The 17,868-nt window shown below is 51.7% G+C and carries 17 protein-coding genes; 12 read left to right on the top strand and 5 right to left on the bottom strand.

Annotated features, from left to right (window positions below; genetic code table 11):
* The first annotated feature begins 54 nt into the window (after positions 1 to 54).
* From JUF13_RS04595 to JUF13_RS04585, 3 genes are read left to right on the top strand one after another with little or no spacing between them, the layout of a single operon-like run.
* The gene (locus JUF13_RS04595) at positions 55 to 444 is read left to right on the top strand and encodes a GntR family transcriptional regulator (protein ID WP_125763620.1); all 390 of its coding nucleotides are present in this window, start codon (positions 55 to 57) and stop codon (positions 442 to 444) included.
* Positions 422 to 1,132: an ATP-binding cassette domain-containing protein gene (locus tag JUF13_RS04590; RefSeq protein ID WP_203638003.1), complete on the top strand. Its 711-nt coding sequence runs from the start codon at positions 422 to 424 to the stop codon at positions 1,130 to 1,132. The genes JUF13_RS04595 and JUF13_RS04590 overlap by 23 nt, the downstream gene beginning before the upstream one ends.
* On the top strand, positions 1,125 to 1,889 hold the full coding sequence (locus JUF13_RS04585; protein WP_236002667.1) for an ABC transporter permease: 765 nt from the start codon (positions 1,125 to 1,127) through the stop codon (positions 1,887 to 1,889). Before JUF13_RS04590 ends, JUF13_RS04585 begins: the two co-directional genes overlap by 8 nt.
* Before the next feature lie 59 nt (positions 1,890 to 1,948).
* Here the strand turns inward: JUF13_RS04585 and JUF13_RS04580 are convergent, their stop codons facing one another.
* The gene (locus JUF13_RS04580; RefSeq protein ID WP_203637999.1) at positions 1,949 to 2,383 is read right to left on the bottom strand and encodes a MarR family winged helix-turn-helix transcriptional regulator; all 435 of its coding nucleotides are present in this window, start codon (positions 2,381 to 2,383) and stop codon (positions 1,949 to 1,951) included.
* 101 nt (positions 2,384 to 2,484) lie between these two features.
* On the opposite strand from JUF13_RS04580, the gene JUF13_RS04575 reads away from it, so the two are divergent.
* Positions 2,485 to 3,873: an MDR family MFS transporter gene (locus JUF13_RS04575; RefSeq protein WP_203637997.1), complete on the top strand. Its 1,389-nt coding sequence runs from the start codon at positions 2,485 to 2,487 to the stop codon at positions 3,871 to 3,873.
* Positions 3,874 to 3,928: 55 nt separating this feature from the next.
* On the opposite strand, the gene JUF13_RS04570 is transcribed toward JUF13_RS04575, so the two are convergent.
* A complete protein-coding gene (locus tag JUF13_RS04570) occupies positions 3,929 to 4,645 on the bottom strand; it encodes a sulfite exporter TauE/SafE family protein (protein WP_203637995.1) in 717 nt (238 codons plus the stop codon).
* A 132-nt stretch (positions 4,646 to 4,777) separates the two neighbouring features.
* Here JUF13_RS04570 and JUF13_RS04565 point away from each other — a divergent pair, with 132 nt between their 5' ends.
* The 6 genes from JUF13_RS04565 (at position 4,778) to JUF13_RS04540 (ending at position 11,109) form a co-directional block, all read left to right on the top strand.
* Positions 4,778 to 5,224 (top strand): VOC family protein, encoded by a 447-nt coding sequence (locus JUF13_RS04565; protein ID WP_203637993.1) that lies wholly within the window; start codon positions 4,778 to 4,780, stop codon positions 5,222 to 5,224.
* A gap of 132 nt (positions 5,225 to 5,356) precedes the next feature.
* The gene (locus tag JUF13_RS04560; RefSeq protein ID WP_203637991.1) at positions 5,357 to 5,830 is read left to right on the top strand and encodes a DUF2975 domain-containing protein; all 474 of its coding nucleotides are present in this window, start codon (positions 5,357 to 5,359) and stop codon (positions 5,828 to 5,830) included.
* A 248-nt stretch (positions 5,831 to 6,078) separates the two neighbouring features.
* Entirely contained in the window at positions 6,079 to 6,276 is a 198-nt protein-coding gene (locus JUF13_RS04555; protein ID WP_203637990.1) for a VOC family protein, read from the top strand.
* A 158-nt stretch (positions 6,277 to 6,434) separates the two neighbouring features.
* On the top strand, positions 6,435 to 6,965 hold the full coding sequence (locus JUF13_RS04550; protein WP_203637988.1) for a MarR family winged helix-turn-helix transcriptional regulator: 531 nt from the start codon (positions 6,435 to 6,437) through the stop codon (positions 6,963 to 6,965).
* 42 nt (positions 6,966 to 7,007) lie between these two features.
* On the top strand, positions 7,008 to 8,777 hold the full coding sequence (locus tag JUF13_RS04545) for an ABC transporter ATP-binding protein (RefSeq protein WP_203637986.1): 1,770 nt from the start codon (positions 7,008 to 7,010) through the stop codon (positions 8,775 to 8,777).
* A gap of 253 nt (positions 8,778 to 9,030) precedes the next feature.
* On the top strand, positions 9,031 to 11,109 hold the full coding sequence (locus tag JUF13_RS04540) for a DUF5776 domain-containing protein (protein WP_203637984.1): 2,079 nt from the start codon (positions 9,031 to 9,033) through the stop codon (positions 11,107 to 11,109).
* Between the two features lie 125 nt (positions 11,110 to 11,234).
* Here the strand turns inward: JUF13_RS04540 and JUF13_RS04535 are convergent, their stop codons facing one another.
* Positions 11,235 to 12,959, bottom strand: a complete 1,725-nt coding sequence (locus JUF13_RS04535; RefSeq protein ID WP_203637982.1) for a phosphatase PAP2 family protein — start codon at positions 12,957 to 12,959, stop codon at positions 11,235 to 11,237.
* 300 nt (positions 12,960 to 13,259) lie between these two features.
* On the opposite strand from JUF13_RS04535, the gene JUF13_RS04530 reads away from it, so the two are divergent.
* Together JUF13_RS04530 and JUF13_RS04525 are read left to right on the top strand one after the other, a co-directional pair.
* Positions 13,260 to 14,819: a glycoside hydrolase family 31 protein gene (locus tag JUF13_RS04530; protein WP_203637980.1), complete on the top strand. Its 1,560-nt coding sequence runs from the start codon at positions 13,260 to 13,262 to the stop codon at positions 14,817 to 14,819.
* Between the two features lie 27 nt (positions 14,820 to 14,846).
* Complete coding sequence (locus JUF13_RS04525; protein ID WP_203637978.1) at positions 14,847 to 16,283, top strand: glycoside-pentoside-hexuronide (GPH):cation symporter; 1,437 nt, start codon at positions 14,847 to 14,849, stop codon at positions 16,281 to 16,283.
* A 78-nt stretch (positions 16,284 to 16,361) separates the two neighbouring features.
* On the opposite strand, the gene JUF13_RS04520 is transcribed toward JUF13_RS04525, so the two are convergent.
* Positions 16,362 to 16,676: a winged helix-turn-helix transcriptional regulator gene (locus tag JUF13_RS04520; protein ID WP_203637976.1), complete on the bottom strand. Its 315-nt coding sequence runs from the start codon at positions 16,674 to 16,676 to the stop codon at positions 16,362 to 16,364.
* A gap of 20 nt (positions 16,677 to 16,696) precedes the next feature.
* Positions 16,697 to 17,716 (bottom strand): PucR family transcriptional regulator, encoded by a 1,020-nt coding sequence (locus tag JUF13_RS04515; protein WP_203637974.1) that lies wholly within the window; start codon positions 17,714 to 17,716, stop codon positions 16,697 to 16,699.
* Positions 17,717 to 17,868 lie beyond the last annotated feature (152 nt).

Raw genomic sequence — 17,868 nt, 5'->3', positions numbered from 1 at the left:
TAACTCACATGTTACAGTGTAATAGTTAAATAGAACACTAGGGAGGCAGGACAAATGAAGTTTGATGATAAGGTCCCGATTTACTACCAAATTAAAAATTATCTTTATCATGAAATGATGACCGGCGCTTTAAAGCCAGGGGATAAGCTGCCGGCCGTTCGTCAGTTGGCGGTGGATTTGACGGTTAACGTCAACACCGTGCAGCGGGCACTCGGGGAAATGATCACGGAGGGGATTCTTGAATCCCAGCGGGGAAAGGGGAATTTCGTCACCATGGATGAGCAACGAATTACCCAGTTAAAGGAGCAGTTAGTCATGGAACAGTTGGAGCGGGTCTACGAACAATTACACGCACTGAACTTAACCGATGAACAAATCATTGCGAGCTTGAAACAATACATTGCACAAAGGGGGCAGCGAGATGACCAACGTGTTAGCGATTAATCAATTAACTTATAAGCACAACTTGAAAACGATTTTGAAGGATGTTGACCTGACCCTGGAGACGGGCAAGATTGTCGGCCTGTTAGGGGAAAACGGTGCCGGGAAGACGACCCTGATGCGGTTGATCACGGGGAGTGCCAAGGGGTCTGGCACGATTGCCGTGTGCGGTGACAGCGTGGCGACGCACCATAAGAGCCACATCAGTTTCACGGAACAACTTCGTGGATTCAAGCCCAACACGCGGATCGACCGGGTGGCCAATTTTTACCGGACGGTCTACCCAGACTTTGACGGGCAACGGTTTGAAGAACTGATCACGTTCTTACAGATTGATACTAGCCTGAAGCTGGGGGCGCTGTCCAAGGGGATGAAGGAAAAGGTGGTTATCGCCTTGACCTTAGCGCGCCAAGCCCAGTTGTACCTGCTAGACGAACCGTTTAGCGGGATTGATTCCATGAGCCGGAAGCGGATTATCAGTAGCATTATCAAATGGAAGCCAGAGGACGCCACCATGGTCATCTCAGACCATTACGTGTCAGAGATTGCGCCCATCTTGGATGAAGTGGTCATCGTGAAGGACCAGGGGATTTACGCCCACAAGCCAAGCGATGCCATCCGTGAGGAGTTTGGCATTGGTATCGAAGCTTACTACGAAAGTTTATACGAGAGGGGCGTCAAGCATGACTAGTTTTGGGTCAGTTTTTAAAGTGATGAGTAAGGATCGGTTCCGGACCACCAGCAAGGTGATTCTGGCGGAACTGGCTGTGATTGCGGTTACCCTCTTGTGGAGCGTGGCGACACGGGAAGTTTCTTCCGGGGAATTCTTTGGCGTCACGGCGTCCTGGTCGGGACCAGCCTTCCTTGCCGTCTTTATCTTCATGTCAGTCGCTAACGAACACGTTTATACGCGCGACACTTACCGGCTGATTCCGGTTGGCGAGACGAAATTATATACCACGAATCTGCTATCTTCCTTCGTCATGTACCTCTACTTCGGAATTGTTCAGGTGGTGCTCTACACCATCACCGCATCGATTGATGCCGATTTTATTAAGGGCATCTTGGATGGCATCACCGGACCAGAGTACACGAACCTGGAAGCCGGCAAGATTGTCATCGGCTTACTGTTGATGGGACTAGCGATGGTGATTCTCGGCTGGACCACGATTTCACTGGTTCACTTAGTGGTTAGTGCGACGAACAATTTCTTACCAAATGTGAGCCGCCGGGCCATCAACGTGGTGCTCTACGTGGTCGTCATCTACCTGGTTGTGCGGGTTGCTGGTTTCATGCTGCATGAGGTCAATAACCTCGGTGGCATCATGAGTACGGGCGGGCAAGGCCAATTTATCCTCAACATCGTCGGTATTCTGGTCATCGCCGTGATTGAGGCCGTGATCAACATCTTCCTGCTGAAAAAGTGGGTCGAGACGATTCCAAATTAATGTGTCAATTTAAAAAGCCCCTGAACGACCGCGTAATCGGCAACGTTCAGGGGCTTTTACTAGTCTTGGGGTAAGTGCACGTGGTCTTCCACGTAGTGCATGGCGGTCAGCAACTGCTGCGTTTCCGCCGCGGATAGGCCAGCGAAGAGGGTGGCGACCTGGTCGTCGGCCCGCTGGTTCAACAGGGCCAATTGCTCCTGACCGGTGGGGGTCAGCGACAGGCGCTTGGCCCGCTTGTCGGTCTCGTCCGGCGTTTGGCGCAGTAAGTTCTGCTCCACCAAGCGCTTGAGGACCCGGCTGAGGTAGCCCTTGTCCACGGTTAGTTCCTGAATCAGGAGGCTGGCGGTGTCGCGGCGGTGTTCGCCTATTTCTAAGAGGATGCGGGCTTCAAGTAGCGTTAAATTTGTTTTGAGGTGGTACTTATCGGCGAGGTGAAAGATTCGGGTATAGAAACGGTCGAATGCCCGAATTTGGGTGATGGCTTCATTATTCATGGCAGGGCTCCTTCTGTAGTTGACAAAGGCAACTATCGCCATTATGATTAGATAAGTTGCTTTTGTCAACTAAATTCTCTGGAAGGTCGTTTGACTTACATATGCATAAGAACCGCTTCTCCTTTAGCCTCATCATGGTGGGGGCGTTCCTCAGTGTGCTGAACCAGACGCTGATGTCCACCGCCTTACCCGCTATCATGCGGGCGTTTCACATCACGACCGCCCAGGGACAATGGCTCAACAACGGGTATTTACTGATTAATGCCCTGATGATTCCGACCACGGCGTACCTGATCAAACGCTACACCACGCGGCAACTGTACTTAACGGCATCGCTGATCTTCATCGTCGGCTCCCTGATTGGGGCCACAGCACCGCTCTATCCAGTCCTGATTATTGGCCGGATGATTCAAGCACTAGGGGCCGGGATTATCATTCCACTGGTCAATGTGGTCGTGATGACGTCGACCAAACCCAGTGAACGGGGCGCGGCGATGGGCATCGTCGGGCTGGCGCTGAACCTGGCACCGGTCCTCGGGCCCACCGTGGCGGGGGTCATCCTGACGCACCTGAGCTGGCAATACTTATTTGGCCTGACGCTCCCATTAATGTTGGTCGACGTTATTTTGGCGCCTAAATTTTTGCGCAACGTGGGGGAACTCCACAAGCAACGGCTCGACCGAACGGGATTACTGCTGTCCGGGTTTGGCTTGACGTTAGCCCTCTACAGCTTCTCCAACGTGGGTGAGACGGCGTTCTGGTCACTGAAGGGCGTCGTGCCCCTGGTGGCCGGCGTGATTCTGCTGGGCTTGTTCGTCAAGTGCCAGTGGACCAAGCGCTACCCATTATTAAATTTACACGTGTTCCGTTATCGGCAATTTAATTTACCACTGATCATCAACATGTTACTGATGGTTACGATGTACGGGAATGCCATCATCATTCCGGTGCTGGTCCAAAACGTGTTCCATCAAAGCGCCTTCGTCTCGGGGCTGACACTCCTGCCCGGGTCGGTCTGCACGGCCATCATTTCACCGCTGAGTGGACGGTTCTATGATAAATATAACTTCCGCCGGATGGTCATGATTGGCCTGACCATCGACATGAGCGGCTCGCTGATGCTGAGCGCCACGGGGAGTCACGCCTCAATGGTCTACGTGGTTGCGGGGCAAACGATTCGGCAACTGGGACTGGTCTTGGTCCTGATCCCGATTCAGACGCATGCCTGGTCGATGCTGCCACTGCCGATGATTCCCGATGGGGTCGCGGTCTACAACACGTTGCGGCAGGTGGCAGCTTCCTTTGGGACGGCGCTCTTGGTGGCCATCATCAGTCTGACCAGTACCAGCCACATTCACTGGTCGATGAACAGTCAGCTGGTCGGGATCAAGTTCAGCTACCTGTTGTCGACGGGGATGGTCTTCGTCTGCTGGTTGCTGGCCCGTCAATTGAAAAAGTCTTCGAAGCTTGATCCGGTCGAATCCGACTAGGTCGGGCTTTTTCATTTGAAAAAGGAAGCAACCGCGCTGGCTGCTTCCCTTTGTTTTAAATAAATAAGTAATATAACCCACTGAGACCAATGAATACGTAAATCAGACGCTTCATGGTCGTCACGTTCAGTCGATTCAGTAGGTGGGCGGCAATCATGGTCCCGGTGATGGCGCCGACCATGCCAATCAGGATCAGGGGCACCAGGTGGAGGGTCACGATGCCGCTGGCCACCCGCAGACTGGTGATGTAGAAGGTGTCAATCAGGAAAAATGTTTGGAGGTCCGCCAGGTACTGGGACATCGAATGGGCCTTGGAGAGGAAGTAGAGCGCCATCAGCGGGCCGCCAATCCCAAACAGGCCGTTGAAGAATCCCGAGATGATCATGAAAATCCCGGCGATGAACCAGGGATACTGGCTGTCACCCTGACGCTTGCTGAAGGTAAAGTAGATGGAAAGGGCCACTAGTAGGCCACCCAGCAACATCCGCAAGAGGTGGACGTCGAGGACGTGGCCGAGATGCACCGACCAAGTTGCCACGCTGGCGTAAACCAGGAAGGGGATAATGATGCGGGTCAGTCGAATCTCGTGTCGGTTGCGATAGACCAGGGTGATGACGCTGCCGAGCATCATTAGGCCGGCCACCCCGGCACTTTGGTCGATGGGCAAAATATTTGGTAGAAAAATCATCATGATGATGACGGCGCCAAAGCCAGTCAGGCCTTGGACCAAGCCACCACAAAAGCCCGCGAATAAAACGATGAGCCAAGCCAACGAGAGTGCCTCCTTTGTTAAGTCACTGTTTAGTTTGGCCGAAATGGGGTTAGCTGTCAATACGTAATGTTGCTTGACAGTTTGGCGGGCAACTCGTTTAATGAAGTTAAGACGATTAAGGAGATGTTCACGATGGATGCCAGAACCACACCATATTTTTCCTTTGCCAACGCGAAAGAGGCCGTTGCCTACTACCAAGATGTTTTTGGGGCGACCGAGGTTTACCGGCTGAGTCCGGATCAACAACAGGCCCAGGCGTTGAACCTCCCGCCGGACACGAACCTAGCCGACATCACGATTTACGGCGGGTTCAAGATCATGGACCTGAATTTCTGCTTCTCGGATGCCTCGGGCGACCAACCACAGGCCTCCAATCAGGTGTCGGTCATGCTGGATATCAATAGCCAGGATCCGACAGCCGAAGCGGCTTTGCTCAAGCTGTATCAGCGGGTCGTGGGCTCGCGGCAAGTAACCGTGAAGGTGCCATACAAGACGCAGTTCTGGGGCAACAAGATGGGCACCGTGATTGATCGGTATGGCGTGTTCTGGATTTTTAACAGTGCATCGTGGAATCGCTAAGCTTAACGACTAAATGACGCCAGTGAGGGATTGACCTTACTGGCGTTTTTTAAGATGCAATTAGGATTTTCTCGAAAGGCAGTGGCTATCGCACAATCAGCCTATAATAATGGGCAAAAGGAGGCTGGCAGGATGAAAATTCAGACGGGGTTTTTGAAAGGTGTTTTGGCAATTTTAGCGATTGGTGTGTTGGGATTGGCAGGCATCGTGGTGCCCGTGGTCACCCGGGTCGTGAGCGCCAAGATTGGTGGCTGGAGCTTGCTGCTGGGGGCAGGACTTTACCTGAGCCTGGTGTTTGTGTTCGCCGCCATCGTGGAATCGTATCGATTATTACGGGCGATTGACGCGGCAACGGCTTTTTCGCAATCAGCCGTTAACCTGTTACGTCGGATCAAATGGTGTGCGTACGGTGTTGTAGCAACACTCGCCCTTTTATCACCAGTCGTTTACGTCTGGGTTCAGGCCGCAGATGCCCCGGGACTTTTGTTGGGTAACCTTATCTTATTGGGGATTGCCGCTGTGATTGGCATCTTTGCGGGCGTCCTGCAAAAGTTACTGGCGAGTGTGGTAGCTATGAAGCACGAGAACGCGATGGCGATTGACTGAAGTAGATTAACGCAGATTTTCAACTTGAGCGCACAAAAAAGCCCTCATCAATCCGAGATGAGGGCAACTAGTTGATCCATAGGTTACATCTGGAATGTACAGAGCAACTAGGCAGGCGCAAACCTGCATAACCCATCATAACTGTTTTGTGGTGGAATAGCTAGGGTTATTTGGCAAGTTGCCTAAATTGTTTTTGATTCGGCGAACGGGTAGACTGAGAATAATCAAAAAATGAAGGACGTGGGCTGATGAATAAAACCCGAATTATCCAGGCCTATTCGCCAGAGGTGCTCGACAACGTCCCGTCACTCATGTTCTTCAGTAAAAACTTTGAAACGTTACATGAGCAGCTGGCGGGGGCCACACCGATTGTAGATGACAACGGCCAACTGGCTTTTGGGTTTCCGGATCCCGAGGGCACGTACTTTGCTGTGGGCAAGGCTTAGGCACGCAAATTTAATTGCAAAATTCAAGGTCGTCCAGGCGTGGACGGCCTTTTGTGTTGCCTAGGAAAAATAAATAGTTCAAAACTAGTTAGTTTTAGTTTACAAAAACTAACTATCGTGATAATATAATTCTCATCAAGAACGAGGAGGCATTTTCGATGAGTGAAAAAAGTCGTGAATTAATGCAAACGTTTGGCAAGTTATTACAGAACCGAGCCTTCATCATGTCCGTGGGGCATCAGCCGGGGATGGGCGGCCACGGGGGACCTGGTGGCCGGGGCGGTCAAATGCGCCTACTTCACCTGTTGTATCAGGCCAAGAATGGGCTGACCAACGCGGATATCGCCGAGATGTTAGATATCCGGCCCAGTTCTGTTAGTGCCGGGATCAGTAAGCTGGCGGATGCCGGACTGGTGGAACGGGTGCCGAGTGAAAACGACAAGCGAGCCGTCATTGTTAAATTGACCGACCAGGGGCGCCAGATGTTTGACCAATATGATGAACGCGTCGATGATTGGTCCGAAAAGTTATTTGGCAGTTTATCCGATGAAGAACAAATGCAACTGCGTGACCTATTGACGAAGGTGACGCACCACGTGGGCGATTTGAAACTAGATGAATTCATGCCCAATCACCACAACTGGCCCCACCGCGGTATGGGCCCCATGGGACAGCGACCCCGCTGGTAAGCAACCGTCGCTAATTAAGAGAGTGCTGGAGGCATAAGAGAGATGGAACACAGAATGGCAGCACCGGCGACCGCCCGCAAACGGCCGGCTGGCAAGTTTGATATCAAAGGATTTTTACACTTGATTCGGCAAACGAAGCCGAAGTATTGGCAGTTGTGGGTCGGCCTGTTGCTAGGCTTGCTGGCCACGGGCGCGCAGTTAGCGGTGCCCAAGCTGGCCCAATCGTTAATCAACGGACTAGGGCATGCACTGAACAAACCCATGCTGATAACGGTGATTGTGTTATTTATTGTGAGTGCGGTCGTGAGTGCTATCTCCGGCGCACTTCTAGGGTTCTTCGGTGAAAATGTCGTGGCCCGGTTACGTGAGACCCTGTGGCAAAAATTAGTCCGGTTGCGGGTCAGCTACTTTGACAACGTGAAGACCGGGGAAATGACCTCGCGGCTGGTCAACGATACCATGCAGATCAAGAATCTGCTGGCCAATTCGTTTCCCCAGATGGTCACGTCTTTACTCCAACTAGTTGGGGCGCTAGTGATTATGGCCCTGATGGATTGGCGGATGACGACCATCATGTTCGTCGCCGTCCCCGTTGTCATGCTGGTGATGTTTCCCATCATGCGGCAGTCCGGGAAAATTGGCCATCAACGGCAGGACGCCATGGCCACGTTTAGCGGCGCCACGGACGAAACGCTGAGTGAGATTCGACTGGTGAAGTCGTCTAACGCTGAGGGGTACGAAACGCAAAATGGGGCGACCCAGATCAATGACCTGTACCGCATTGGGTTGAAGGAAGCCATTTACGATTCCATCGCGGGTCCCGCCATGACGGCGGCCATGCTGGCGGTCTTTGTCGGGGTCCTGGCCTACGCGGCTGCGCGGGTATCGGCCGGCACCATGACGATGGGGACCATGTTCTCCTTCCTGATGTACCTCTTCCAAATCATCGGCCCAGCCGGTACGTTGGCGCGGTTCTTTACGGACCTGTCCAAGGCCAACGGCTCGACCGAACGGGTTCGGGATTTACTGGCAGAACCAGAAGAACGCCTGACCAGTGGGCCAACCCAGTCCGTGACCGACCAGACCTTGGCCATGGAACACGTGGACTTTGCCTACGAGGATGACGGGCAACCGGTCTTACGGGACGTAAATTTTGAAGCGAAACCTAACACGGTCGTGGCCTTTGCCGGGCCGTCCGGTGGCGGGAAGTCGACCATCTTTGGGATGATTGAACGCTACTACCATCCGCAACAGGGACGGGTCACCATTGGCGGCGAGGACGTTGAGGCGTTTAACCTGAGCGACTGGCGGTCTCAAATTGGGTATGTCAGTCAGGACTCGGCCATCATGGCGGGGACCATCCGGCATAACCTGACCTATGGGGCGGACCAAAGCTATAGCGACGACGAACTCTGGCACGTCTTACAGTTGGCCTCTGCGGATGGCTTTGTGCACAACATGGCGGATGGCCTGGATACCCAGGTGGGTGAGCGGGGCGTCAAGGTAAGTGGCGGTCAACGCCAACGACTGGCGATTGCCCGTGCCTTCCTGCGAGACCCAAAGATCTTATTGTTGGATGAAGCCACGGCGAGCTTGGACTCCGAGTCCGAAGCCATGGTCCAACGAGCGTTGACGGAACTGATGAAGGGCCGGACCACGCTGATCATTGCCCACCGGTTGAGCACCATCGTGGACGCGGACAACATCTACTTCGTTGAGGACGGCCACATTAGCGGTAACGGGACGCACCAGGAACTGATGGCTAGCTTACCGATTTACCGGGATTACGTTCGGATTCAATTTAAGGAATAAGTGCATAGGCTCGTGATGAATTGTCAGATTGTAGAATCTGAATGTTCATCACGAGTCTTTTTTGTGAAAAAAGGTCTAAATGGTTCGAATAAAATGGTATAGTTAGGTCAAGTTACAAACAGTACCTGGGCGGATAGGTTAAACACGAAAACCGTTTTTTTTTTGCATTTTTTAAGCCGGTTCGTAATGGGGTGCTAGTGACGTTCTAGTTTCAGGGGAAGAAAAGTCTGATTCGGTTGGAGGTAGGGAGATTATGAAAATACGGAGAAAAATTGTAAGGGCTTTATTAATGATGGGACTGGCATTGGCTAGTGTAGGCGGCGTTAGTTTGACCGCTAATTCTACAGCCATGGCAGCGACGACGGATGCGACGGCAAGCGTCACGACAGTTGATAGCGGGACGACAATAGATGATGCGTTACCAGACAGTGATACGAACGCCAAAATTGTTAAAGCAGCGATTCTGAAAGCTGGAACCAATTATGGCCAGCCGCTCACGAAAGATTCCACGCTGGCTGAGGTCGCAAGTGCCAAGTTAACGGTGACTATTTCGGATAAATTGACGGATTACGCATCATTGTTGAAGGTGGAAAAGTATTTTAACGGACTGCTTTTAAATAATCAGATTAATTTGAGCAAAATTGACATCACTGCGATAACAACGGCTTTGTTAACGGATAATGTTACTGGGTCCGAGCTAGAGGCCTTGGGGTTCTCTAACGACGGCATAAGTAATCATGAAGCGGATGAGAAAACAGATAATGATGGGTTGAACAACGTTTTAGAGATCATAAGTACTATTGATTCAAAAGTGTCAGCTGTGCCAACAATTCAGTATTTAATTCTCAATCGTAACTCGCTAAATGACTTTACTGCTTGGACAGATTTTAAGGAAAAGGACCAAAACGCTGACAAAATTCAGGCATTAGATGCTGGTGAGTTAACCCTTGATGGCAAAGGGAAAACCCTTGATCCGGTGGCAATGAAGGATTCAACTATTAAGGTGCCGTACTCAGTATTCACTGAGTATAGTCATGCCAGTGATTCACTGACAGGGTGTGCTTTAGCTATTAGATATTATCAGGGAATTCCAGATTACTTTGATGGACACAATGAAGAAAACTCAGATAGCTCAGAAACACTTTTTGGGGAATTATATCCGCAAAATATCGCTGAATATTCTTTAGACACTCTTGAATTTTCTGATGTAAAATTAGATCTTAGTGAAATTAATGTTTTAGATACGAATCAAATTGCTAAGGGAGATCAATACCAAGTTCAGGGGCCAAAATATTATATTAGGGCGCCAAAGGATTTGTATGAAAGTATGTTAAGCGCTATTGAGTCTTCCCCTGACATGATCTTTACGGTACCGGTACCTGGTGGCGGCACAACCACATCTGATAAGCTTCCTGATAATTTTCTTGATAATGATACGCTAGTTATCAATGTTCCAGCAGGCGCGAAAAAGGTTCAAATTCGGATTGCCGTTACTGATGCAAGTAACAGAGCTACCTACACCCAAATCTACACGATTCCCATCGCGGGGATGACAGACACAACTGATACGAATACTAGTGGTTCGAATAGTGCTAGTGCAAATAGTTCTAATGAAAGCAGTGTCACCAGCGAATCCAGTTCAGCGACAACTAATCAACCAACGAGTAAACGTCCGACTGTCATCTACGCTATAAAGAAGATTGGTTTATACCGGACGCCAAACTTTTCTACCAAGACGCGGCAAGCTTGGTACACCAAACAACCACGAATCTATCGGCCAATGTTTGAAGTCGTTGGTTATGCACAATCGACGAAGGGCACACCGCGTTACCTGGTTAAGGACGTTAACCATGAGTCAAAGACGTATGGCAAAACGGGTTACGTAACGACCAAGTCAGCGTTTGTGCAGTCGGCCTATTACCAACAGAAACCAGCTAAGATTACCATCATTGCGCCTGGTGGGGTGAATGCCTACAAGAGCAAAAATCTTAGCCGGCGGACCAAACACTACCGTCAAGGTCAGACGCTGACAGTCGTTCAAAAGGTCACTCACAATTTAACAACGCGTTATGTCTTGAAGGATGGCCGCTACATTACGGCTAATCGGAAGCTGGTTCAAAGTGGTCGGGTGACGATGCCTAAGACCATTAAGACCAAGACCCCGGTCAATCGTTATCGTGACGTTAACCTGAAGCATCCGCTTAAGCACTACCGGAAGGGAACTAAGCTGGCGGTTAAGGGCTGGGATTACAGTCGCAATGGAACCAAGCGTTATAAGGTTGCCAACGGGTATGTCACAGCTAACGCCAAGTTGGTGCAAGTGATCAAGTAGGCAGATTGAGCTAATCGTTGTCGATCACAATGAACACTAAAAAGTAAAGGACACGTAATACAAAAGGGACCGCAACAACTGGCCAATACCAGTCATTGCGGTCCCTTTGTCATACTTAGATAAAATTACTTAACGAGTTTAACAGCGTGCTTGGTGTAGCTGATGTGCCAGCCCTTAGGCAGACCAGAAACGTGGGTGAACTTACCCGTCCGTTTGTGGAAGGTCAGGAGCTTGGTGCCACTCTTGAGACTCCCCTTGGTCAGCTTCAAAGTGCCACCCAATTTGGCCGTCTTCTTGATGGTGACGTGGGCGTTACGGGCCAGTTTCAGTTGACCCGCCTTTTGTTGGTAGTTGCCCTTGACGGTAACTTTGGCCGTGCTGAGTTGCAGCACACCACCGGACAACTTAACGTTACCGGTACCGGCTGCGGTTGCGTTCGCGAGTTCCAACTTCCCGGCCTTCAAAGTCGTACCGTTGAAGCTGTTGTGGCCGCTCAGAACCAGACGACCGGAGCCCTGCTTGGTCAGTTGACCCTGGCCAGCAATGTCATTACGCCAGTTGTCCTTAGCGTTGAAGCCGCCTTGCTTGGCATCCATGTTGACGGTGACGTTGTCGTTCAGGGCACCGTAACCATTGGCAGCAGAGAAGAGGTCTAACCGACCCCAGCCTTCAGCGTCGTCCATCACGGGGTAGCCAGAAGGCATGCCCGTCGTGTAGAGCACGTCGCGGCGTTGGGTATCGCTTAAGTAAGGCAGGCGAGTGGCCAGCAGAACTTCGGCACCCTTCGGCACGCGCATCGCTTGGGTCGTGTCGCCGGTTTGGTTGAAGCCGTAAGTCATCCGGAAACGGTAGGCGTCGCGGTTCGTTTGGTAATCGCTGAAGGTATCTGTGGCGGTCGTGTCCTTGCTACCGAGCAGGGCATCGGAGTGTGCCACTTGGTAGGCTTGCTTCATGAGGTCGCGGTTATTGCTATCGTTCAAGGTTGCGGCGGTCATGGCCGTCCCGACCATCCGGCCACCCATAACGGCGAGTGGGGAGTGTCGGCCAGCCAGAACCCGGTCGTAGCCAACTTCGGAGGAACGTGTCAGCAGTTCTTGGAAGCGTTCAGGCACGGCGTAGGCCAGTGTCAGACCACTTTCAAATGCAGCGGTCGTGTGACCACTAGGGAAGTCGTAGTCGTCAGCCTTAGCAGCAGCCATGACCTTGGACAGGGCGGGCACGACCTTGACTTGATCACTCTGGCGGTAAGGCCGGACGTATTTCACCACGTGCTTCACGACACCGGTGCCGGAGAATGGGGAGCGGGCCGTGGTGTTCACGAGTTGGACCAGGGGACCCAGCGTTGAGGTCGTGGAGGCCCAGTTGACCTTACTGTAAGGGGCGTTGGCGGGAAGCGGTTCGCTAGGCATCGAGGTGAAATCGGTTTGGGCGTCGGCGTTCTTGACGAAGGCGGTGGCGTAAGGCCCCAGGCCGGAGATCAGGTTGTAGCGCAGGTCCCGCCGGTCGGTGAGGTAGGACCGTTCAGCCTCGGCATCGTTTCTATGCTGAGTGATATCGGCAGCCTTGGCCACGTTTTGGGCCAACAGGCCTTCATTTAACTTTTTGCCGTCTGCCCAATATGTAGAGAATTCAGCCATTTCACCCACGACCGGGTTGTTTTGCTGGGTCGTGTTCTTGCTGACGTTGGCTTGGTACGTGTCCACGAAGTAGCCGTAAGGCGCAGCTTGTGGGGCCAGGTTGTCCGTCACCGTTTTGGCTTGGGCGACCGTGGTCATCAGGGGTAAAGTGACGGCTGCGAGGGAAACCATCGCGGCTGCTTTGCGGGTCCAGGTGCGTTGTTGCATTTTCATGAAAATTCCGCCTTTCATCTTGAACGTGTCGAGTCATTTTCAATTTTCAGGTACGTTTTCATCATAACCGACCTAGTTTACAAAGTCAGTAGGGTTAATGAAAATGATACAGAAAGCATACGAAATCAATACATAGCGTTCGTTTTAGACCGGTAAAGTAAGTGATTTAACTAATTAGGGGTGGGGATGTCTTAGGGGGTCAAATGAAAGCGATTCACTTTACTGTTATTTTGCCTGTTCATTCGATATGATGTGTGCGGAGTCGGGTTTTAAAAATTAGCATTGGAAAGGAATTTTGTGATGATCACTGTCAACGAATTAACGACCAACCTAAAGCAACCACTTCAAATTGAAATTTTAACCGGAGAGGAGTGGTATGGGGGCGACATTTTTGCTGGCTCACAGTATCCCTTGACCAAAGGGAGTTCGTACAAGTTAGACCTGTTCCACCTGGAAACGTACAATCAGGTGGCGCCAGCCTTCGTTTCGTCCAAGGGTCGCGTCTTGACCAGTCAGACGCCATTTTCACTGACAGTTAGTGGGGACCGCTTGAGCGTTGTCACGCAGGACCATGTCAAATTAGTTGCGGGCAATGACGGTCTCAAGGGGTCACAGCAGTGGCTGGCTCAGCATACGTTTGAGTTAGGCAGTCTGCCACCACAAGAGTTCTTCGAGCTTCCCCAGTGGAATACCTGGATGGAGCTGTTGTACCAGCAGAACCAGACCGACATCTTAGCTTATGCACACAGCATTGTGGCTAATGGCTTTCCGGCCGGCATCATCATGATCGATGATTTGTGGGCGGATTACTATGGTCGGTGGGAATTCTCGGCGCGTAAGTTCCCGGATGCCCCGGCAATGATTCAGGAGCTACATACTTTGGGTTTTAAAGTGATGGTCTGGGCCTGCCCATTTGTCAGCCCAGATTCACCAGAGTTCCGCGACTTACGGGACCGGGATATGCTGTTGAAACGCCCAGATGGCAAGCCGGTCGTTCGCGAATGGTGGAACGGCTACAGCGCCATCTTGGATCTCAGCAATCCGGCCACCTATCAGTGGTTCAAGGAAACGCTGCAAAATCTCCAGGAAACCACTGGGGTGGACGGGTTCAAATTAGATGCCGGCGATAGCTACTTCTACCGGGACGATGACGTGTCCCACATGAATTTATCCCCGGTCCAGCAGACTGAGTTGTGGGGCAAGTTTGGCAAGGAATTCCCTTACAATGAATTCCGGGCCCTCTACAAGAATCAAGGCGCACCGCTGGTAAACCGCTTACAGGATAAGCAATTCGCCTGGGGCGAGCAGGGGTTGTCCGAATTGATTCCGGATACCATTGCACAAGGGCTGATGGGGTATTACTTCAGTTGTCCGGACATGATCGGTGGCGGGGAGATTGGCAGTCTGAAATCCCTCGAGACCTTCGACCAAGAGCTCATCGTGCGCTCGGCACAGTGCTCCGCGTTGATGCCAATGATGCAATTCTCCCTGGCACCGTGGCGGGTCTTAGATCAGGAGCACCTAGACATTTGTCGGCAAACGGCTGACCTGCATCAGCAATTCGCACCCACCATTATTAAATTAGCGGAACACGCCGCTAAGACAGGGGAACCTATTGTGCAAACGATGGCCTATGACCATCCAGAGACGCCCCAAGCTTACCTGAAGACCCAATTTAAGCTTGGCCCGGCCTTACTGGTAGCGCCAGTCTTGGAAGCCCACGCGACGACCAAGTCCGTGTATTTCCCAGCAGGGCAGTGGCAGTCCGTGACGGACGAGACCGCCGCAACCATCACCGGTCCGGCTGAAGTGGACCTGCCTGTAACATTGCGTAGTTTACCCGCTTATCGGCGTCTGTAATTAATTGATAGAATCGAGGATGAAAGCATGGAAATGGAACAAAACGTCAACCAAAATAAAATTTTAACGCGAACCACGTATGCCTTTGGGGCCTTTGGTCACGATTTATTTAATCAAGTCATGAATAGCTATTTTATTATGTTCGTGACCAATCACTTGTTCAACGGCAGTGATACCGCCGCCAACAACCGGATGATCGGGATTATGACGACCATCATCTTTGTTCTGCGGATCGCCGAACTGTTCATCGACCCCTTCATTGGGAACACGATTGATAAGACGAATACCAAATGGGGAAAGTTCAAGCCATGGGTGATCATTGGGACCTTGATTTCCGGGGTCTGCATGATGCTTCTGTTCAGTAACCTCTGGGGTCTGACGGAAAGTCCATTCATGTACCTGTTTGTCTTTACCTTTATTTACATCATCATGGATATCTTCTTCTCATTCAAAGATATCGGTCTGTGGTCCATGTTACCCGCACTGTCCTTCGATTCCCTGGAACGGGAAAAGACCGCGACCATTGCGCGGATTGGCTCAACCTTAGGTGGGACCATCGTGACCGTGACCATTATTCCGGTCATCCTCTTCTTCTCTAAGAGTAATGAAGGGGGAACCGGGGACTCCCGTGGGTGGTTTATCTATGCCGCCATTGCTGCCATTATCGCAATTTTGGGAGCGCTTTCTATTGGCTTTGGGACCCGTGAAGTGGAATCACCACTGCGGGAAAACAAGGAAGAAACTGGCTTCAAGCAAGTGCTCGGTGTGTTAGTCCACAATGATCAATTGATGTGGTTATCCTTTGCCTACCTACTCTACGGGATGGGCGCTTACCTGACCAATTCCCTGATGCTGTACTACTTCACCTACGTGCTGGGTCACGCGGCCATGTTCTCCATTCTGGGGATGGCCAACATGGTGATCGGTCTGTTGGCCGTTTCCATGTTCCCAGCCTTAGCCAAGAAATTTAAGCGGCGGAACGTGTTTGTCTCATGTATCGTGATTCTCTTAGTGGCGTTGGCGCTGTTCTCCTTTGCCGACAAGAACGTTTGGCTGGTTATCTTAGCGGGTGCGCTGTTTAACCTGCCACAACCGTTGATCTTCCTGGTTGTGCTGATGACTTTCACCGATATCGTGGAATACGGGCAACTGAAGTTGGGGCACCGGGACGAATCACTGGTTCTCTCCGTGCGTCCGCTGATTGATAAGTGTGCCGGCGCCGTGGTTACTGGGATTACCGGGATGACGGCCGTGCTTGCCGGGATGTCTGGAAATGCCAAAGTGACCGACATTACCGCCAGCAACGTCATGACCTTTAAGCTGATCATGGTGGTCGGACCAGCGATTGCCGTGCTGATTGGGACGTTCATCTTCCTGAAGAAGGTCAAGATTACTGAAGAAAAGCATGCGGAAATTGTGAATGAACTGGAAAAGACTTGGAACAAGGACGAGAGTGACAAGTAAAAATGACGTCAAAAAAGCGGTTGGCATGTGATTTACCAACCGCTTTTGGCGTATTCAAATGGGATGTTGAACTGGAATTTAGCGAGAAAGTTCCCGCGTCAGCTGCAGATTGCCCCAATCCTCCAGCGTCGTCAAAATCGCGTGAAACGTGGCGCCGTCAGTAGTCAGCCGGTAACTGTAGTCGTCCTCGGGGATGGTTTCAATCAGGCCCAGCTCGGTCAGTTTTTTCAGCCGGAGCAAGAGGTTGAACGTGGAAATGCCGCGGACGGTCCGACGAAGTTCCATGAAATCCGTGGGAGCGGGGTCAAGTTGGTACAGAATCAAGGCGTACCAGCGTTGGTGGAGCACCTCTAGGCCCAGTTCGCTCCCCAAGTTAAGTTGCGTTAATGCCATGAGTCAGGTTCCTTTCGTGATTAGAGTGCGAGGTAATTGAACAGCCGGTAGCTGAGACGCATGCCAAAGGTCCGGTCGGGATTGTCAAAGTCGATGTCAATCAGGGCTTGAATCTTGGTGAGTCGCTTGCCCAGGCTGTTGCGGTGTAAGTCGAGCTTGGCCGCGGTCTTGGTGACGTGGCAGTCGTTTTCCAAATAGACGGCCAGCGTGTGGAAAAGCGCGGCGTGGTGGGCCTCGTCGTAGTGCCGTAACGTGAGTAGCTGCGTGCACATGGTATTTTTCAAGAGAGCGCCGTTATCCACGTGGTCCAAAATAATGTAGATGTTGTACTTTTGCGTGGGGTTGAGCACCGTGACCGTCCCTAAGCGCCGCGCAATCTGTTCGGCCTGGCGACAGATGCTGAGAAATTCTGGCGTCTGGGCCACATCTTCGTAGGGCTCGGAAATGAAGAAAACGTGATGGGTCTGTTTGCCCAGCTTGGTCAAAACGGCCTGGGTTTGGGGCAGATGACTGGCTGACAGGAGCAGGACCAAGCCGGCTGGCGTTTCGGTCAGGGGCAGTGGCGCCGCTAAAGTCTGTAGGGCGGTCACCAGCTCGGCCGGCTTGGCGGTTCCCGGTTCGGCGGCCACCGTGACGCAGACAATTTTGTCGGTGATCAGTGACCGGAGCAGATGCGTATCCGTTTGGGCGGGCGACTGTAAGAGCTGTGCCAGCACCGCGTTGACCTCACGGTGATTGGGATTGAGTGCGTACCGGTCGGTGAAGCTGTTGATGACCCGCAAGACAAGCTGCAGTTGGTCTGCGGGGATGACTTGAGCTTGCGACCGGACCAGGTACCAGGGATGTAGGGCTTGGGAATCTAACAGGGTCCGGGTGTGTGGCTGATCAGGTTGGGTGATTGCGGCCGGACTCTGGCTAATGATCGTGCCGGATTGGTCCGCAATGGAGACGGGTTGTTCTAAGTAAGTCCCAATCAAACCCATGAGTTGGTCTAGTGAGGCACATTGAATGGCGTTCAGTAAAAATGTTTCGTTTGTCAAAATTATTCCTCCGGTGTGCAAAGCGCCTATTACGTTTATCTTCGAGTGGTCACGGTTACCGCTGAATGCTTGATATAACAGCGTTATCGCCACAATTCGCTGAAAAATAGCTTAGCATTTAGTGGGCAACTTGTCCACTGATACGACGCTGG

Origin of the sequence: Levilactobacillus wangkuiensis (genome assembly GCF_016861605.1) — a bacterium.
In the GTDB taxonomy this organism is placed as follows: domain Bacteria; phylum Bacillota; class Bacilli; order Lactobacillales; family Lactobacillaceae; genus Levilactobacillus; species Levilactobacillus wangkuiensis.
The sequence above is the reverse complement of the archived record's forward strand: the minus strand, read 5'-3'. Positions and strand labels throughout refer to the sequence as shown.